An 18,190-nucleotide genomic window follows, 5' to 3' on the forward strand; every position below is an offset into this window, starting at 1 on the left:
CAGTTGCCCCCAGATTTCCTGTTATTCTTTCCATGGCTGTCACCAAACCGGCCTCAAATGCCGCTTAATTCTATTGTGCGAGGACGTTCTACCCATCCGTCTTCGGTACCGTCACTCACAATTTCCACGACTGCGACATAGGTGTCTGTCATCTCAATGATCTTGCCGTGATTCCTGCCCAGGTAATTGCCTAGCGATACGCGATGGATGCCGCCTTGCGGATCGCGGATCAGTGTCCAGTCACCCTGTCCGCGCTGCAATGTCCCCACCATTGCCAGCGAGTCGAAGGTGAATTGCTCCAGGAATTCTTTAGGCCGGTTTTCGTCCGGCTTTACTGCACTGATCGCCTGTAATTGGGTGATCTCGCGCACTTCGATAGGCCTGTCGAACGGGCTACGCATTTGCGTGGCCGCATAAGCAAACGCCTCGTAGGCCTTAAATGTGGGAATAGGCTCGATAATGCCGCCTGGGCGCGCGCGCTTTTCTGCCATGAATGCATCGAGGTCGGAAAAGTCACGCGAGGTACAGGCCGTAAGCGCCGATACACAGGCCGCCGCCAACAGGAGTTTTGATCTCGTCATCATCACCGTGATCACCCCTCATCCTTGTAGCGGTAAGTCTTGGCCGTGATGCTCATGCCTAATTGATTCGTGTTCGCACCGGGCGCACTGATAGAAAAGTTATGCAGCGTCACGATGCGGGGCAGGCCTGCCATGCCACTGACGAAGGCGCCCAGGTCGTGGTAGGAGCCTACCGCCTGAATCGCGATCGGCAATTCGACATAAAACTCTCTGGATTGCTCTGGTTGCAAATCAATGGAGCCGATCTCCAGACCATTGAGCAAGCCCTTGTTAGTAATGTCCTCCAGCAGTCCGGGCACTTCGGTGTCGCTAGGCAGCTGACTGACCAGTGCGCCGAAGGACTCTTCCATTTCCTTCATCTGCTGACGGTAGGCATCCAGATTCGCTGCTTGGAAGGCCTTGCTCTCGAACTCTTCGCGCAGCTTGACCTCTTCGGCTTCCACCCGCTGCAGCTGCAGCTGAAGGTCTTCAACATGGTAGTAGTAGCCACCGGCGATCACACCTGCCAGCAACAACACGCAGAGGATGAATTTAACGGGGCCGGGCCAGCTGCCAATGTTCTCAAAGTTGAGATCATTGATATCCAGCTCATTCAGGGAGCGTAACGAATCTTGTAAAGCCATTGCTTAGCCCCCCGTCCCTTCTTCCGCCTGCGGAAGCTGTACCTGCACAGTCAGGTTGAATGTCGTTGCCTGGTCACCGTACGTCGGTGCGGCGCTGACCCTGTCCAGATTGGGATTCTGCAGCCAGTCGGACGCGTCCAGGCGGCGCATCAGGCTGGAAACCCGGTTATTTGATTCAGCCACACCATTAATAGTGATGGTCTTCTCGTCACTGGAGAGACTGGTGTAAAAGACACCATCGGGGATGGTGCGCACAAGTTGGTCCAGCACGCGCACGATAATCGGACGGTTGCCCTGCAACTCCTGAATGACCCGCATACGCTCGATCAGCTGGTTGCGCTTTTTCTGAAGGTCGCGAATCTCCGCCACCATCTTGTCCAGCTCTCGGATATTGGTCTTGAGGTACTCGTTACGCGCGTTCTGGTTATCGATCTGGCTGTTAACGACGCGGTCTGCCAGTAAAACCAGGCCCGCCCCCAGAAATACAACCAAGGCGAGGATGGTCAGAAACTCTTTCTTCTGCTCCTGGCGCCGTTCGTCGCGCCAGGGCAGCAGGTTAATGTGTGCCATTAGTCAAAGCTCCTCATCGCCAGGCCACAGGCAATCATCATGGCCGGCGCATCTGAAGACAGCGCCACCGCATTGACCCGGGAAGAGATTGTCATTTCGGCAAAGGGGTTGGCCACAGCGGCCGGCGTACCCAGTTTTTCCTGCACCAGTTCCGGCAGGCCTTCCATGGAAGCCACACCGCCGGCGAGGACGATGTAGTCCACGTCGTTGTACTGGCTGGATGAGAAGAAGAACTGCAGCGAGCGCGCCACTTGCTGGACAACCGCGTCTTTGAAGGGCTCCAACACCTCTGGCTCGTAGTCGTCAGGAAGACCACCCTGTTTTTTCGCAAGACCCGCCTCTTCCATAGGCAGGCCGTATCGACGCATGATCTCGTCCGTTAACTGCTTACCGCCGAACAGCTGCTCACGGGTATATATGGTCTGCCCGTTGTTCAGCACGCTGAGGGTGGTCATGGTGGCGCCAATATCAACCACAGCGACTGTGGCGCTATCGTCCAACCCCAATTGGGATTGCACCAATGTATAAGCGCGCTCCATGGCGTAGGCTTCGACGTCCATGATCTTGGCGGTGAGTTCGGCCCCTTCGATGGACTCCACGCGAGAATCGATGGTCTCCCGCCGGCATGCCGCCAACAGGACCTCTACCTGGCCTTCGCGGTCGGGGGAAGGTCCCTGTACCTCAAAGTCGATAGCAACCTCGTCCAGGGGATAGGGTATGTACTGATCGGCCTCCAGCGTCAGCTGGGTTTCCATATCGTCATCGGACAGGCCCTCAGGCATATCGATGATCTTGGTAATCACGGATGAACCGGCCACCGCGGCGGCGGCGGTTTTCAGCTTGCTGCGTGACTGGGCAATCACACTGCGAACGGCGTTAGCTACTCCATCAATGTCGTTGACGTTCTTCTCAATCACCGCATCCTGAGGCAAAGAGCTCACGGCATAGCTCTCCACCCGATAGCGATCGCCCGAGTAGCTTAGCTCCAGCAACTTCACGGTCGTGGAGCTGATATCTAGCCCCAGCACCGGCGTTGTCTTTCTTTTCCCCAAAATACCGAGCAATGTATTTTCCTTTATGTATCACCAAGTTAGGTTTTTTTTATGCACCGATACATTAATAGTAAGGTATAGCACAGGCATTTATGCAATCAAAAGTTAAAAAAAGCATATAATTACCAAACGCAGCGCCCCCTGCCTTGTTCAAGGTAATACAAGCCACTGTTTTGTAAAGGGATAACTTGAGATTCCTACGATTTGTTCTGATTAGCGCCCTTCTGGGTACCCTTGGCGGACTCTGGGGGTTGGCCGGCATCTATTTGTACCTCAGCCCCAACCTGCCGGACGTTGAAACACTGCGAGATGTGCGCCTGCAGACGCCCATGCGGGTGTACACCCGGGAGGGCGATCTGATCGGCCAGTTTGGCGAGCAAAAGCGCACCCCGCTGCCCTTTGATGAGATACCCCCGGCGTTCATCGAGGCGCTGCTGGCGGCTGAGGATGACAACTTTTTCTATCATCGCGGCGTCGACTTCATGGGCCTGGCCCGCGCGGTGTCAGAGCTGGTACTCACCGGCCAGAAGGGCTCAGGGGGCAGTACGCTCACCATGCAGGTGGCGCGCAACTATTTCCTGTCGCTTGAGCGCACCTTCATGCGCAAGTTCAACGAGATTCTGCTGGCGATCGAAATCGAACGTGCACTGGATAAGCAGGAAATCTTTGAGCTCTACTTCAACCGTGTATTCCTGGGGCACAGGGCCTACGGCTTCGAGGCGGCATCCCAGGTCTACTACGGCAAATCGATCAGCGAGCTGAATCTGGCCCAGTACGCCATGCTGGCGGGAATTCCCAAGGCACCCTCGCGCAATAATCCGATCAGCGGGCCTGAAGCGGGCATGGAGCGTCGCAACTGGATTCTCGGGCGGATGCTGACTCTGGGCTATATCGATCAAGCGACCTACAACACCGCATCCACCGAGCCGGTAACTGCCACACACCACGGCGCTCAGCTCGCGTTTTCGGCCCATTACGCGGCGGAAATGGCACGCCAGGAGATGCTGCAGCTTTATGGTATCGCCGCTTATAACGATGGATACCACGTCTACACCACCATCAGCAGCGACCTGCAGCAGGTTGCTCAACGAGCGGTGATTGACGGGCTGATTACCTACGACAAACGCCATGGATTCCGTGGACCCGAGCGGCAGCTGCCGCCAGCAGACCCAAATGTCCCTGCGCCGAGCCGACCCGACTGGGAGCAAGCCCTGACAGAGATGCCGGTGATCGCGGGGCTACCGCCGGCGATCGTGACTGCTGTTTACGATGATGCGGTTGCTGTGCTGTTAAAGGATGGCAGTGAGCAGGAGATTTACTGGGAGAATGGGTTGCGCCAGGCCAGTCGCTACCGCACAGAGAACTCTCGCGGCGCGGCCCCCAAAGCACCAGCCGATGTTGTCGCCGTCGGTGACCTGATTCGCGTGACGCGCAATGACGAGGATGAGTGGGAACTGGCCCAAGTGCCGGCGGCGCAGGCGGCGCTGGTCTCGCTAGACCCCTCAAACGGTGCCATTCGCAGTATCGTTGGCGGCATGGGCTTTGAGCTCAGCAAGTTCAACCGCGCGATTCAGGCGCAGCGCCAGCCGGGCTCCAACTTCAAACCTTTCCTTTATGCCGCCGCTTTGGATGCGGGCTTCACGGCAGCCAGCATCATCAATGATGCCCCCGTGGTGATGGAGGACACCTCCCTCGAGGAAACCTGGCGACCGGAAAATGACGGTGGCACCTTTAACGGGCCAACCCGGCTGCGCTGGGCACTCACCAAGTCCCGCAACCTGGTCTCGATTCGCCTGCTGCAACAACTGGGCATTCCCGCGCTCATTAGCTATGTGGATCAGCTGGGCTTTAACACTGCAGAGTTTTCTCCCAACCTGTCTTTGGCACTGGGCACCCATGCAATGACGCCGCTGGAAGTCGCCACAGGTTACGCGGTGCTCGCCAATGGCGGCTATCGGGTGGAGCCGCACTTGATCGCTCGCATCGACGACAACGACGGCGACACGGTGTTCACCGCTGATCCGCTGACAGTATGCACCGATTGCGAAGCGCCGGCTGCGACCGTCGATGATGGCGAACTCAGCATGGAGCAAATTCTCGCGGCCAGCACGCCCAATAATGGGCTACCGCCCGCCCCCCGGGTCATGGACGCTCGAATCAGCTTTATTATGGATAGCATACTGAGAGACGTGATTACTCGCGGCACCGGTCGTCGGGCATTGGTGCTGGAGCGAAGCGATATCGCCGGAAAAACCGGTACCACCAATGGCCCGATGGACGCCTGGTTTTCTGGCTACAGCCCTGAGGTCGTTACCACGACATGGGTGGGTTTCGATAACTACACGCCGCTGGGTAGGCGCGAGTTCGGCGGCACCGCCGCGCTGCCCATCTGGATCGACTATATGCGTGAAGCGCTACAGGGCTTACCGGTAGAAGAGCCTCAGGTTCCGCCAGGCATCGTCACCGTGCGCATCGATCCGGACACCGGTTTGCTCGCGCGACCCGGGGAATCAGGCTCGATAGAAGAATACTTCCGGCAGGAATACGCGCCGCGCCAAAACACTAGCGACGACAATGGCGCAGCCCAGAATCGGGACGATGATCTGGTGAAGGATATCTTCGACTAGGGGCTACTGTGCGGGCCGAAAAGCGGCCTCAAGGAGCGGTGACCTTTAGCCAGCCATCTCGGCCAGGTATGCGGCGTAGTCTTGAGGCAAATCTGCCCGGGCAACACCGCTGTCAATCGCAGCCTGTGCGACGGCCGTGGCTAATCGGGGCAGCAAGCGGCAATCCATGGGCTTGGGAATGATGTACTCCGGCCCAAAGCTCAGGCTCTCCAGCTCAAACGCATCCAGCACGTCCTGAGGCACAGGCTCCCGCGCCAGATCACTCAATGCGCGTACCGCCGCCACCTTCATTGCCTCATTAATACCAGTGGCGTGCACATCCAAAGCCCCCCGGAAAATGAAGGGAAAGCCCAACACGTTATTTACCTGGTTGGGGTAATCAGAGCGGCCCGTAGCGATAATCAAATCATCCCGTGTGGCCATAGCCAATTCGGGGCTGATTTCAGGATCAGGATTGGAGCAGGCGAAAACCACCGGCTTGGCCGCCATCGACTGCAGCATTTCGGGTTTGAGCAAGTCCGCTCCCGACAGGCCAATAAACGCATCGGCGCCGTTTACAGCATCAGCGAGGCTGCGCTTGTCAGTGTCGTTGGCAAACTCCTGCTTATACAGATTCACGCCCTCACGTCCGGCGTAGATAACGCCACGACGGTCCAGCATATAGATGTTTTCGCGACGCGCTCCCAGGCTCACCAACAGCCGCATACAGGCAATGGCCGCGGCACCCGCGCCCAAGCAGGTGATCACAGCATCTTCAAGCCGCTTGCCCTGGATCTCCAAGGCATTAACCAGCCCGGCGGCGGTCACAATCGCGGTGCCATGCTGGTCATCGTGGAAAACCGGAATGTTGCAGCGCTCGATCAACGCTGTTTCAATCTCGAAGCACTCTGGCGCTTTGATGTCTTCCAGATTGATGCCACCGAAGGTATCGGCAATACGCTCAACGGTATCAATGAATTCGCCCGCGTCAGCGGTATCAACTTCGATATCGATGGAATTGATTCCGGCGAAGCGCTTAAACAGCAATGCCTTGCCCTCCATCACCGGCTTGCTGGCAAGCGCCCCAAGGTTGCCCAGCCCCAACACCGCGCTGCCGTTACTGATCACGGCCACCAGGTTTCCCTTGCCGGTGTAGCGATAGGCGAGATCGGCGTCTTTGGCGATCTCACGGCAGGGCTCGGCAACACCCGGGCTGTAGGCCAGAGAAAGATCGCGCTGTGTTTGTGCCGGCTTGGTGAGCTCCACGCTGATTTTCCCGGGTACGGGTTGCGCGTGATAATCGAGCGAGGCCTGTTTCAGATCAGTAGACATGATAGGTACCGCGGGGCACTGGGCTGGTAAAACGGACGACGAGGGTAGCGGAAAGGGTGTGGGCTAACAACCAGCCCAGCCCGCTAGCGTGAAAAACTGACAAGCAAAAAAAACGCCGTCTATTGACGGCGTTTTGGGTGTTACTGCTGCACTTAGCGCTTGGCGCCCCGGCTGCCAAAACGCTTCTTGAAGCGATCGACGCGGCCGCCGCTGTCAACGATCTTCTGCTTACCGGTAAAGAACGGGTGGCAGGACGAGCAGACGTCAATGTGGAGGTCTTCACACAGCGTTGAGCGGGTTTGTACGGTGTTGCCGCAGCTGCAGGTAACCGTAATGGTTTCGTACTTGGGGTGGATATCAGCTTTCATGGTATTGCTCCTGGCTAATGGCGCCGCCACTCGATCTCTTGTCGAGCACCGCACCGGATTTTGGAGCCGGATCAGCGCCTTTTCACGCCTGCCGGTCAAAAAATAGGCGGGCATCTTACCAGACGAAACGGGCCGCGCAAGCCCAATTTTTCATTTGCTACACTAGCCCGCTATTCGACTAACAAGCCCTACTGAGTCCTCATGTCGCTTCTTCGAGTGGCCGTGCCATCGCCTTTGCACCGCCTGTTCGACTACCTGCCACCAGCGGATCTACCCGCTGAATCTGTCGCTGGACTGGCACCAGGGTCGCGCCTGCGCGTGCCCTTTGGGCGGCGCGATGTTATCGGCATCCTGGTTGCGGTCGTTGATGAGACAGAAGTGCCACAGGACAAGTTAAAACCCGCAAAGGCACTGCTAGAGGATTCGCCCCTCATCCCACCCACAATGTTTGCCTTATGCCAGTGGGCAGCCAACTACTATTTACATCCGCCGGGGGAAGTCTTTCCCCTGGCACTACCCACCCGTTTGCGTGGGGATAGGCCGCTGATGCCCTTGGGCGAGCCGGCTTGGCAACTAAGCACGCGAGGGCTGGGCCTTGCCGATGACGCCCTGAAACGTTCACCCAAACAGGCCCTGGCCATCGAAAAACTTCGCCGGGAAGGGCCTGTCAGCACCGCCGCGCTCTCAGAGGCCGGCATCAGCCGTGCGGTACTCAAGTCGTTGGCGGATAAACAGCTGATCAAGACCCTTAACCTTGCGCCCAAACGGGTTGCTCCAATTGGCCATCAGGGCCTTGATCTAAATACCGAACAAGAGTTGGCCGTTGTGGCCATCACCCAGGCCCTGGGCGAGTTCTCCTGCTCGCTACTCCAGGGGGTTACAGGCAGCGGTAAAACCGAGGTGTATTTACAGGGCATCGCTGCCTGCCTTGAGCGCGGGCAGCAGGCGTTGGTGCTGATTCCGGAGATCGGCCTAACGCCCCAAACACTCAAGCGATTCCAATTGCGGTTTAATGCCACCATTGTCAGCTTGCACTCGGGTTTGGCCGATCAAGAGCGCGAAAAGGCCTGGTCCCTGGCACGGGAGGGCCTGGCCCATATCGTGATCGGAACACGCTCGGCGGTATTCACCCCCCTGGCCAATTGCGGCCTCGTGGTGGTCGATGAGGAGCACGACAGCAGTTATAAACAGCAGGACGGGTTCCGGTACTCCGCCAGAGATGTGGCCATCAAGCGTGCGCAGTTGGAGGAATGCCCGGTGGTACTGGGCAGCGCGACACCGTCGCTGGAATCGTTGCACAACGCGGCTTCTGGCCGTTATCACCAACTGGTGCTCAGCCAGCGCGCTGGTGGTGCCAATCTGCCTGCGCTACAGGCCATTGATGTTCGCGGCCAGTCCTTGCGCGGCGGCTTATCGCCCCCGCTGGAGCAAGCTGTCGGCCAGGCGCTGGCGGCTGGCGGCCAGGTATTGCTGTTTCTGAACCGACGCGGTTACGCACCGACCCTGCAGTGTCACGACTGTGGTTGGATCGCACAATGTACGGCCTGCGAGTCCCGCATGACGGTTCACAGACGTCAGCGGCGACTACGCTGCCACCACTGCGGCGCTGCAGCGGCTCTGCCGCAGCAATGCCCGTCTTGCAAAAGCCGAACCCTGCTCACTAATGGCCTGGGTACAGAGCAGGCTGAGGAGACTCTCGCAGCACAGTTCCCAAATACACCCATTTACCGGGTAGACAGCGACAGTATGGCCAACGCCGGCGCCATGCAGGCCCTGTTAGACACAGTGGCCTCGGGTGAGCCCTGCATTCTTGTGGGCACCCAAATGCTGAGTAAAGGGCACCATTTCCCGCGTGTGACATTGGTTGGCGTCATTGATGCCGACGCGCTGCTGTTCAGCGCTGACTTCCGGGGTGAGGAACGCATGGCCCAAATGATTACCCAGGTTGCAGGGCGGGCAGGACGCAGTGATGATCCAGGCAGGGTGCTACTGCAAACGCACCACCCTGACCACCCCATGCTGTCCGCCCTGATGACACAAAACTACGCCGAGCAGGCAAAGCAGTTGTTGGAGATGCGCTCGGAAAACGGCCTGCCACCTCTGGGATATCTGTTCATGCTTCGCTGCGATAGCGCCGATGGCGCCGCCGCCGAGCAGTTCCTGCATAGCGTTCGGCGAGCAGCCGGCAATCCGCAGGGCATTACCCTAATCGGGCCACTGCCTTCTGCCCTGCCGCGGCGGGCGGGCAAGTTTCGCTTTCAGCTGATGGTGCTGGCGAACTCCCGGGCGTCACTGCGCCAAATTGCACTAGCCCTGGTTGCCAGTGCCGAATCACAACCGCGCGCCGGTGATCTGAGATGGTCCATCGACGTGGACGCCACCGAGGTGACCTGAGCTCAGCCTTTGCCAGCATAAGTGGCGATAAGCGATAATGCGCCTTGGCCCGCAAGGCAGTATTCACCCTCAGGTAATCCCAAACCCCAATGAAGGAAGAACTTTCACAGCTTATCCAGTCCTCGCTGGAGACTCTGGTAGCACAGGGCGATCTGCCCAGCGATATCACACCCGCGATTCAGATTGATCGGACGCGCGACAAGGCCCACGGTGACCTTGCCAGCAATATCGCACTCACTCTGGCAAAGGCAGCGGGTGCACCACCGCGTGACGTCGCCGCCAAGATCTGCGCGGCACTGCCGGACGCTCGCTTTGTTGAGAAAACCGAAATAGCGGGCCCAGGATTCATCAATTTCTTCCTGTCGCAGGACTCCAACCAGGCCGTGGTGCACAAGATCCTAGACGCAGGTGAGCGCTTCGGGCACAGCGACGCGGGCAAAGGCCAGAAAGTGCAGGTGGAATTTGTGTCCGCCAACCCCACGGGTCCTCTGCACGTGGGTCATGGGCGCGGTGCGGCCGTGGGCGACAGCCTGTGCCGACTGATGGCCGCAACCGGCTGGGATGTATCCAGCGAGTTTTACTACAACGACGCGGGCCAGCAGATTTCCAATCTCGCACTGTCCGTGCAGGCGCGTTGCCGCGGATTGGGGCCGGATGACGCCGAGTGGCCCGCCGATGGCTATGCTGGCGGCTATATTCAGGATGTCGCCGACGCGTACAGGGCCGGCGACACCGTCGATGCCCAGGATCGCCACGTTGAAGCGGCGGGCGACGTCGAAAACCTGGACGCCATCCGCGACTTCGCCGTGGCCTATTTACGCCGCGAGCAGGATCAGGACCTCAAGGCTTTTGCGGTGGACTTCGACGTCTACTTCCTTGAGTCCTCCCTTTATAACAGCGGCGAGGTTGAGGCCACCGTAGAACGCCTGATTGCCGGCGGACACACCTACGAAAAAGATGGCGCTCTCTGGCTGCGCACCACCGAGTTCGGTGACGACAAAGACCGGGTCATGCGGAAATCGGAAGGTGGATACACCTATTTCCTGCCAGACGTCGCCTATCACCTGAATAAATGGCAACGCGGCTTCACCCGCGTCATAAATGAACAAGGGGCCGATCACCACAGCACCGTCACCCGCGTGCGCGCCGGGTTGCAGGCGCTGGATACGGGCATCCCTGAAGGCTGGCCTGATTACGTTCTCCACCAAATGGTAACGGTGATGCGCGACGGCGAAGAGGTAAAGCTGTCCAAACGCGCCGGCAGCTATGTGACGCTGCGGGATTTGATCGACGAAGTCGGTCGGGATGCCACGCGTTATTTCCTGGTGGCCCGCGCAGCTACCTCCCAGTTGACCTTTGATATCGATCTGGCGCTGTCGCAGAGCAATGACAACCCGGTCTATTACATCCAGTACGCGCATGCGCGTGTTTGCAGTGTGGTGCGCAAATTGGCCGAGCAGGGTATCGGCTGGGAAAAATCCGACGGGCTGGCACACCTGGACCGGCTGGAGGAGGACGCAGAGAAAGCCCTGCTGCGTCGCCTGGACAGGTTCCCCGAGGTGGTTTCGCAAGCTGCCAGCGCAGCAGAACCCCACTCGGTGGCAACTTACCTGCGCGAGTTGGCTGCGGATTTCCACAGCTACTACAACGCCCACAAGATGCTGGTAGATGATGAGTCCCTGCGCGCGGCCAGGCTCACCTTAAGCGAGGCGGTGCGCCAGGTCATTGCCAATGGCCTGCACCTGTTGGGCGTCAGCGCGCCGGAGTCGATGTAAGGTATGGGAAAGGACTACGCCAGCGGACGCGGCAGCACACGGCGAAAAACCGCCGCTCGCAAGCCCGCCAAGCGCAAAGCCGCCACCAGGAAGCCGGCGACCAACAAGCGTAAACCAGCGAGTAGCGGCGGTGATTTTGGCCGTGCGCTGAAGTGGTACGGCTCGGGGGTTGTTTCCGGAGTGTTTGCCTGCCTCGTTGGCTACCTTGTCATGCTACCCGGAGAATCTGAGCCAGAGACCGTTGCCGAAACGCCGGAGCCGGCCGCAGAATCGGCACCGCCGGTGGAATTCAGCTTCTACACGCTGCTGCCGGAGCAGACCATCGACGTCGAGGTCGACCCCGCCGAGGTGACAGCACCGCGGACAGGCAGTGCCGCCAGCCCTGAAGTGTACATCCTGCAAGCGGGCTCCTTCCGCCAACGTGAGGATGCAGATCGACGCCGCGCCGAGCTACTGTTGCTGGGCTTGCAACCCTCCGTCGAGGAAAGCAACGGCGACAACGGCCGCTGGTTTCGTGTCTATCTTGGCCCCTTCGATTCCCGTTCCAGCATGTCCAAGGCCCGCAGTCTTACCGCCAGCGGCGACATCGACACCCTGCTTCTCAAACGCAACCGCGGCTGATTCCCCCACGGCGGCCAGCCTGGCCGCTCTTGAAATTTGGGGTACAGCCCCCATGTCTGATCGACGTATCAAGGAGAATTCCAGTGGAACAGTTCAGGGGCACTACCATTCTTTCCGTTCGCCGGGGTAACACCGTGGTTATCGGTGGCGACGGCCAGGTTTCCATGGGCAATACCGTGATGAAAGGCAATGCCCGCAAAGTGCGACGCCTGTATAGGGATCGTGTGCTGGCAGGCTTTGCTGGCGGCACAGCGGATGCATTTACCCTGTTCGAACTGTTTGAAGCGCAGTTAGAGAAGCATCAGGGTCACCTGACTCGGGCAGCGGTAGAACTGGCCAAGGCCTGGCGTACCGAGCGTTCATTGCGCCGCCTTGAGGCACTGCTCGCCGTGGCTGACAAAGACACCTCGCTGGTGATCTCCGGTAATGGGGACGTCATCGAGCCAGAAGACAATCTTATCGCCATCGGCTCCGGCGGCTCGTTTGCCCAGGCGGCGGCTCGCGCCCTGCTGGACAACACGGAACTGGATGCACGCCAAATCGTCGAGAAGGGGTTGTCCATCGCCGGCGACATCTGCATCTACACCAATCACAACCAGACCATCGAGCAGCTGGACTTCTAGCACCCGCTGCCATACGGAAACACTATGTCGAACATGACCCCCCGCGAAATCGTCCACGAGCTGGACAGGCACATTATCGGCCAACAGGAAGCCAAGCGCGCCGTGGCTATTGCACTGCGTAATCGTTGGCGCCGTATGCAGTTGGACGAAGATCTGCGTGCAGAGATATCACCCAAGAACATTCTGATGATTGGCCCAACAGGCGTGGGTAAAACAGAGATCGCGCGCCGTCTGGCCAAACTGGCCAACGCACCCTTCGTAAAGGTCGAAGCGACAAAGTTCACCGAGGTGGGCTATGTGGGCCGCGATGTGGAGTCCATCGTGCGCGACCTCGTGGATATGTCGGTAAAAATGCACCGCGAGCAGGCAATGACCAAGGTGCGTTTCCGGGCCGAAGAAGCCGCGGAAGATCGCGTTCTGGATATTCTGCTGCCCGCCGCCCGAGATTCCATGGCAGACAGCGGCAACAGCACCCGCCAGCTGCTGCGAAAAAAGCTGCGCGAAGGCGACCTGGACGACAGGGAAATTGATGTCGAGATCAGCAGCAGCGCCGGGGTCGAAATCATGGCGCCGCCCGGCATGGAGGAAATGACAAACCAGCTGCAAAGCATGTTCTCAAATCTTTCCAAACAGCAATCCAAGACTCGCAAGATGCCCGTCAAGGCTGCGTTTCAGGCGCTGTGTGACGAAGAAGCCGCGAAAATGGTGAATGAGGAAGACCTCAAGCAACAGGCCTTGGACGCAGTAGAACAGAATGGCATCGTTTTTCTGGACGAGTTGGACAAAGTTGCCAAACGCAGTGAGGGCGCCGGCGCAGATGTGTCTCGCGAGGGCGTACAGAGGGATTTACTGCCGCTGATCGAAGGCTCCACTGTGACGACCAAACATGGCACGGTAAAGACCGACCATATTCTCTTTATCGCCTCCGGTGCGTTTCACCTCGCCAAGCCCTCAGACCTAATTCCCGAGCTGCAAGGGAGGCTGCCGATTCGGGTCGAGCTGTCAGCGCTCTCACCCGAAGATTTTGAGCGGATTCTGACTGAGCCCAATGCCTCGCTCACCGAGCAATACCAGGCATTACTGGCCACTGAAGGCCTCACGGTGAACTTCAGTGAAGACGGCTTGCGCCGTATCGCAGAGCTGGCCTGGCAGGTGAATGAGCGCACCGAAAACATCGGCGCACGGCGACTGCACACGGTTATGGAAAGGCTGCTGGACGATGCGTCATTCACCGCCGCGGACGCCGGCGTTGCCGAGGGCGGGCTGATGATCGATGCCGCCTACGTCGACAGCCAGCTGTCGGAGCTCTCGGCCGACGAAGATCTGTCGCGCTTCATACTGTAGGCTTCAGCCATGACGTCGGAGAAGCGCCCAGTCGCCATCAACCTGCACAGCAAGTCTCGTGAGTTGTCATTGGACTATGGCGAGGGTGAGACTTACCGCCTCAGCTGTGAATACCTGCGCGTCTACTCCCCGTCCGCGGAAGTGAAGGGCCACGGGCCCGGTCAGGAAGTCCTGCAGACCGGCAAGATGCATGTGAACATCAACGCGATAAAACCCGTAGGACACTATGCCCTGCAGCTGGTCTTTGACGATGGGCACGACACCGGCCTGTATGCCTGGGACTACCTGCACGACCTGTGTACCCATCAAGAGGCACGCTGGCAGGATTACCTGAATCGCATGGAGGCCGCTGGCGCCCAGCGCGACCCCGACGTGCAAGTGGTGCAATTCCAACCCTGAGCGACTTTCGCGCCAACTAGCCTGCCGCGCTACAATACCTGCCGCTTTCCATTGGAATAACGCGCATGAGCGACAAAGACACAACACATTTTGGCTACCAGACCGTCGATAAAGATGACAAGGCGGGCATGGTGGCCGGCGTCTTTCACTCGGTAGCCGCGCGCTACGACCTGATGAACGATCTGATGTCCGGCGGAATTCATAGGATCTGGAAACGCTTTACCATCGAGCTCAGCGGCGTGCGACGCGGCAATGCTGTGTTGGATATCGCCGGTGGTACCGGCGACCTCGCCGCGCGCTTTGCCGATCTGGTGGGCGATCAGGGGCGCGTGGTGCTTGCAGATATCAACGACTCAATGCTCAGGGTAGGTCGCGACAAGCTCATCGACGGTGGCCACGCCGGAAACATTGAGTTTGTGCAGGCCGACGCCCAGGACCTGCCTTTCCCCGACGACAGCTTCGACTGCATTACCATTGCCTTCGGCTTGCGCAACGTGACCGACAAGGACAGAGCACTGCGCTCCATGCTGCGGGTTCTCAAGCCCGGCGGCCGCCTGTTGGTGCTGGAGTTTTCCAAGCCGGGCAACGAGGTACTGAGCAAGGCCTACGACACGTACTCGTTCAAGTTACTGCCGCTGATGGGCAAGCTGGTGGCCAACGACAGCGAGAGTTACCAGTATCTGGCCGAATCCATTCGCATGCATCCCGACCAGGAAACCCTGCGCGACATGATGGAAGACGCGGGCTTCAGCCGCTGTGAATTCCACAACATGACAGGCGGCATCGTCGCTGTTCATCGCGGCGTCAAATCCTGACATGGAACGGCTATTCGACCCGGCGCTGCATTCCGCCGGTCTCGCCGCGCTGGAGGCTGCGCTTAATCGCGGCTTATCCCTCGCCCCGGCAGGTAAGTCTGAACTGACAACCCTGAGCGGACGTGTGTTCGCGTTGGAGTGCGAGAGCCCACCCTTTATTGCCTATTTGCAGCCGCAGGACGATGGCAGCGTGCGCTTGATGAGCGTCTACGAGGGTACGGTTGCCACAAGAATCCGTGGCAGCGCTGGCGACTTCGCCGAGCTGGCGGGGTCACAGGACCCCGCATCCACCCTGATCAACGGGTCACTGGAGCTGGTAGGTGATAGTGCGCCACTGCTTGAATTGCAGGCCATCCTCGGGCGACTGGATGTGGATTGGGAAGCACCTCTGGTCGACACATTCGGGGATGTGGCCGGTCATCAAGTCGCACAGATTGCACGCAACGGGTTCAGCTTTGGCAAACGTGTCGGCGTCAGCCTGAGCCGCCAGTTGGATGAGTTTATTCATGAAGAAGCACGCTTGAGCCCACCGCGCCTGGAACTGGAAGACTTCTACCGAGACGTGCAGGATCTGAACCTGCAGGTAGACCGGCTGGATTCACGGATCAAGCGCCTGCGCAAGCGACTGGATCAGGCAGGCTAGGTCAATGTCTCGCCTGGGGCGCATGGCCCACATCGTACGCGTTGCCGGCAAGTACCGTCTGGATGAGTTTGTGGATGCCTCGCGACTGCCGGCGCCCGCGCGAGCGCTGCTTGCCATCAACCCCTGGCGATTAACAGCAAGTCCTGCCGCCAGTCGCGGCGACCGGCTACGCCACGCCCTGGAAGAGCTGGGCCCTGTTTTCATCAAGTTCGGGCAACTGCTCTCCACCCGTCGGGATCTGATGCCAACGGATATCGCCGATGCCCTCGCGCAGCTTCAGGACAACGTTGCCCCCTTCCCCGAAAGTGAATCGGTAGCCCTCATCGAGCAATCCCTGGGGCAAAGTGTGAAGACCCTTTTTGCGCGTTTCGACACCACTCCGATGGCATCGGCCTCCGTAGCCCAGGTCCACAGCGCCGCGCTCCACGATGGGCGCGAAGTTGTCGTCAAAGTGGTGCGGCCCGGCATCGAAGCAGTGATTCGCAAAGACCTAGCGCTGATGTATACCCTAGCCAGACTGGTGCAGCGCTACCTGCCGGATGGCCCCCGGCTGCGCCCCGTGGAAGTCGTCAATGACTACGAACACACGATACTTGATGAGCTCGATTTGGCGCGCGAGGCAGCCAACGCATCACAGCTGCGGCGCAATTTCGAGGGCAGCGACCTGCTGTACGTCCCAGAGGTTCATTGGGACTTCACTCGCCATAACGTGCTGGTTATGGAGCGTATCTACGGCATTCCTGTCACGGATATGCAGCAACTTGAGGCGCGCAAGGTCGATCTTAAGGTACTTGGCGAGCGCGGCGTGGAAATATTCTTCACACAGGTGTTACGCGACAGTTTCTTCCACGCGGATATGCACCCGGGCAATATCTTTGTCGATGCCAGCGACCCGGACAAGCCCAGCTACATCGCCATCGACTGCGCCATCATCGGCAGCCTCAGCGAATCAGATCAGTACTATCTGGCCCGCAACCTGTTGGCTATTTTCCAACGCGATTACCACGAGGTGGCGCGCTTGCACGTGGAGTGTGGCTGGGTAGCCCCTGACACCCGTCTGCAGGACTTCGAATCGGCCATGCGGGCCGTTTGCGAGCCCATCTTTGAGAAACCGATTAGCGAAATCTCCTTTGGGCAATTGTTGATTTACCTGTTCCGCACGGCCAGAAGGTTCGATATGCAGGTACAGCCGCAGCTGGTGCTGCTGCAAAAAACGCTGCTCAACATCGAAGGCCTTGGCAGACAGCTGTATCCAAAACTCAACCTCTGGGATACCGCGCAACCCTTCCTGGAGAACTGGATCGAAGAGCGCTATTCACCCCAGTCAGTCATCAAACGACTGCAACGCCAGGCGCCTTCCTGGTTAGAGCAGCTACCCCAGCTCCCCGACGCTCTGTTCGAGAGCCTGCAGCAGTCACGGGACATGCAGCAGCGCTATGACAGACAGCGACAGGAATTGGAGGCACAGGCGAGGCTCTCACGACATGCACTGCGAAAACGCCGCCGCTACTACTTGGCAGCGCTAGCCTGTGCGCTGGCGGCCATCATCACGGTGCCCGATGCCACCTCGGCAGTGCTCGAAGCACCGCCCGCGAGCTGGGTGCTGACTGGCCTGGCGCTGCTTCTGCTTTGGCCTACCGGCAAGCAGGACTGATCCGTCACTCCCCGCCTGTGCGATAATGGAAGTGGATGAGGAGGCTGCTATGCGCGATATCAGCACATTGACTGACAGCGTCAGCTGGAACGAGAAAGGCCTGGTGCCCGCGATCGCTCAGGACTGGCAAACGGGTGAAGTACTGATGCTGGCCTGGATGAACGCGCAGGCACTGGCCTGCACCATTGAAGAGCAGCGTGCCGTTTATTGGTCACGCAGCCGCGGTAAGTTGTGGCGCAAGGGCGAGGAATCCGGCAACGTCCAGCACCTGAAGGATCTGCGTATAGACTGTGATGCCGATACCATCCTGATGAAGGTAGAACAGGTCGGCGGCATCGCCTGCCACACGGGCAGGGCCAATTGCTTTTTCACCCAATTGGACGAAACCGGTTGGCAGGTGTGCGCCGACGTAAAACGCGACCCTGACGAGATGTATGGCAAGAACCATGAATGACGTACTGCAACAATTAACGGCGACACTGGCAGAGCGCAAAGGCGCGGCTGCCGATAGCTCTTATGTCGCCAGCCTGCACGAAAGTGGTCTGAACAAGATTCTCGAGAAGGTCGGCGAAGAGGCCACCGAGGTAATTCTGGCCGCCAAAGATGCGCAGGGCACCGGTACTAACGATGCACTGGTGGGTGAGGTGGCAGACCTGTGGTTCCACTGCATGGTATTGCTGTCACATCTAGACCTTAGCGCAGCCGATGTGTTGAGCTGCCTGGCCAAGCGTCAGGGTATTTCCGGGCTGGACGAAAAAGCGTCCCGCGCCACCAACGGGTAACAAGAGGA

At 58.9% G+C, this 18,190-nt stretch carries 18 protein-coding genes; 12 read left to right on the top strand and 6 right to left on the bottom strand.

What is annotated here, in order from left to right; all coding sequences use genetic code 11:
• Positions 1–53 precede the first annotated feature (53 nt).
• From IE089_RS09445 to IE089_RS09460, 4 genes are read right to left on the bottom strand one after another with little or no spacing between them, the layout of a single operon-like run.
• Positions 54–584: a pilus assembly protein PilP gene (locus IE089_RS09445; protein ID WP_189477572.1), complete on the bottom strand. Its 531-nt coding sequence runs from the start codon at positions 582–584 to the stop codon at positions 54–56.
• Between the two features lie 8 nt (positions 585–592).
• Positions 593–1,204 carry a type IV pilus inner membrane component PilO gene (locus tag IE089_RS09450; RefSeq protein WP_189477573.1) on the bottom strand — a complete coding sequence of 204 codons (612 nt, stop codon included), beginning with the start codon at positions 1,202–1,204 and terminating at the stop codon, positions 593–595.
• Between the two features lie 3 nt (positions 1,205–1,207).
• Positions 1,208–1,774 carry a PilN domain-containing protein gene (locus IE089_RS09455; RefSeq protein WP_189477574.1) on the bottom strand — a complete coding sequence of 189 codons (567 nt, stop codon included), beginning with the start codon at positions 1,772–1,774 and terminating at the stop codon, positions 1,208–1,210.
• Complete coding sequence (locus IE089_RS09460; protein ID WP_189477575.1) at positions 1,774–2,838, bottom strand: pilus assembly protein PilM; 1,065 nt, start codon at positions 2,836–2,838, stop codon at positions 1,774–1,776. The genes IE089_RS09455 and IE089_RS09460 overlap by 1 nt, the downstream gene beginning before the upstream one ends.
• 176 nt (positions 2,839–3,014) lie before the next feature.
• On the opposite strand from IE089_RS09460, the gene IE089_RS09465 reads away from it, so the two are divergent.
• The gene (locus IE089_RS09465; RefSeq protein WP_189477576.1) at positions 3,015–5,453 is read left to right on the top strand and encodes a penicillin-binding protein 1A; all 2,439 of its coding nucleotides are present in this window, start codon (positions 3,015–3,017) and stop codon (positions 5,451–5,453) included.
• Between the two features lie 45 nt (positions 5,454–5,498).
• On the opposite strand, the gene IE089_RS09470 is transcribed toward IE089_RS09465, so the two are convergent.
• Together IE089_RS09470 and rpmE are read right to left on the bottom strand one after the other, a co-directional pair.
• The gene (locus tag IE089_RS09470; protein ID WP_189477577.1) at positions 5,499–6,764 is read right to left on the bottom strand and encodes a malic enzyme-like NAD(P)-binding protein; all 1,266 of its coding nucleotides are present in this window, start codon (positions 6,762–6,764) and stop codon (positions 5,499–5,501) included.
• A 152-nt stretch (positions 6,765–6,916) separates the two neighbouring features.
• Positions 6,917–7,132: a 50S ribosomal protein L31 gene (gene rpmE / locus IE089_RS09475; RefSeq protein WP_189477578.1), complete on the bottom strand. Its 216-nt coding sequence runs from the start codon at positions 7,130–7,132 to the stop codon at positions 6,917–6,919.
• A 201-nt stretch (positions 7,133–7,333) separates the two neighbouring features.
• On the opposite strand from rpmE, the gene IE089_RS09480 reads away from it, so the two are divergent.
• The 11 genes from IE089_RS09480 to IE089_RS09530 all read left to right on the top strand — a co-directional run bounded on the left by IE089_RS09480 (position 7,334) and on the right by IE089_RS09530 (position 18,182).
• Positions 7,334–9,526 carry a primosomal protein N' gene (locus IE089_RS09480; RefSeq protein WP_189477579.1) on the top strand — a complete coding sequence of 731 codons (2,193 nt, stop codon included), beginning with the start codon at positions 7,334–7,336 and terminating at the stop codon, positions 9,524–9,526.
• An 89-nt stretch (positions 9,527–9,615) separates the two neighbouring features.
• Positions 9,616–11,301, top strand: coding sequence for an arginine--tRNA ligase (gene argS, locus IE089_RS09485; RefSeq protein WP_189477580.1), 1,686 nt, complete (start codon positions 9,616–9,618; stop codon positions 11,299–11,301).
• Positions 11,302–11,304: 3 nt separating this feature from the next.
• Entirely contained in the window at positions 11,305–11,922 is a 618-nt protein-coding gene (locus tag IE089_RS09490) for an SPOR domain-containing protein (protein WP_229802698.1), read from the top strand.
• 83 nt (positions 11,923–12,005) lie between these two features.
• The gene (hslV, locus tag IE089_RS09495) at positions 12,006–12,545 is read left to right on the top strand and encodes an ATP-dependent protease subunit HslV (protein WP_189477581.1); all 540 of its coding nucleotides are present in this window, start codon (positions 12,006–12,008) and stop codon (positions 12,543–12,545) included.
• A gap of 24 nt (positions 12,546–12,569) precedes the next feature.
• Positions 12,570–13,889, top strand: a complete 1,320-nt coding sequence (gene hslU, locus IE089_RS09500; RefSeq protein ID WP_189477582.1) for an ATP-dependent protease ATPase subunit HslU — start codon at positions 12,570–12,572, stop codon at positions 13,887–13,889.
• A gap of 9 nt (positions 13,890–13,898) precedes the next feature.
• A complete protein-coding gene (locus IE089_RS09505; RefSeq protein ID WP_189477583.1) occupies positions 13,899–14,288 on the top strand; it encodes a gamma-butyrobetaine hydroxylase family protein in 390 nt (129 codons plus the stop codon).
• Between the two features lie 65 nt (positions 14,289–14,353).
• Entirely contained in the window at positions 14,354–15,103 is a 750-nt protein-coding gene (gene ubiE / locus IE089_RS09510) for a bifunctional demethylmenaquinone methyltransferase/2-methoxy-6-polyprenyl-1,4-benzoquinol methylase UbiE (RefSeq protein WP_189477584.1), read from the top strand.
• 1 nt (position 15,104) lies between these two features.
• Positions 15,105–15,746, top strand: coding sequence for a ubiquinone biosynthesis accessory factor UbiJ (locus tag IE089_RS09515; RefSeq protein WP_189477585.1), 642 nt, complete (start codon positions 15,105–15,107; stop codon positions 15,744–15,746).
• 4 nt (positions 15,747–15,750) lie between these two features.
• On the top strand, positions 15,751–17,400 hold the full coding sequence (ubiB, locus tag IE089_RS09520) for a ubiquinone biosynthesis regulatory protein kinase UbiB (protein ID WP_189477586.1): 1,650 nt from the start codon (positions 15,751–15,753) through the stop codon (positions 17,398–17,400).
• A 49-nt stretch (positions 17,401–17,449) separates the two neighbouring features.
• Entirely contained in the window at positions 17,450–17,854 is a 405-nt protein-coding gene (hisI, locus tag IE089_RS09525) for a phosphoribosyl-AMP cyclohydrolase (RefSeq protein ID WP_189477587.1), read from the top strand.
• Positions 17,847–18,182, top strand: a complete 336-nt coding sequence (locus IE089_RS09530) for a phosphoribosyl-ATP diphosphatase (protein WP_189477588.1) — start codon at positions 17,847–17,849, stop codon at positions 18,180–18,182. The genes hisI and IE089_RS09530 overlap by 8 nt, the downstream gene beginning before the upstream one ends.
• Positions 18,183–18,190: the final 8 nt, after the last annotated feature.

The organism is Parahalioglobus pacificus, from assembly GCF_014652275.1.
Taxonomy (GTDB): domain Bacteria; phylum Pseudomonadota; class Gammaproteobacteria; order Pseudomonadales; family Halieaceae; genus Parahalioglobus; species Parahalioglobus pacificus.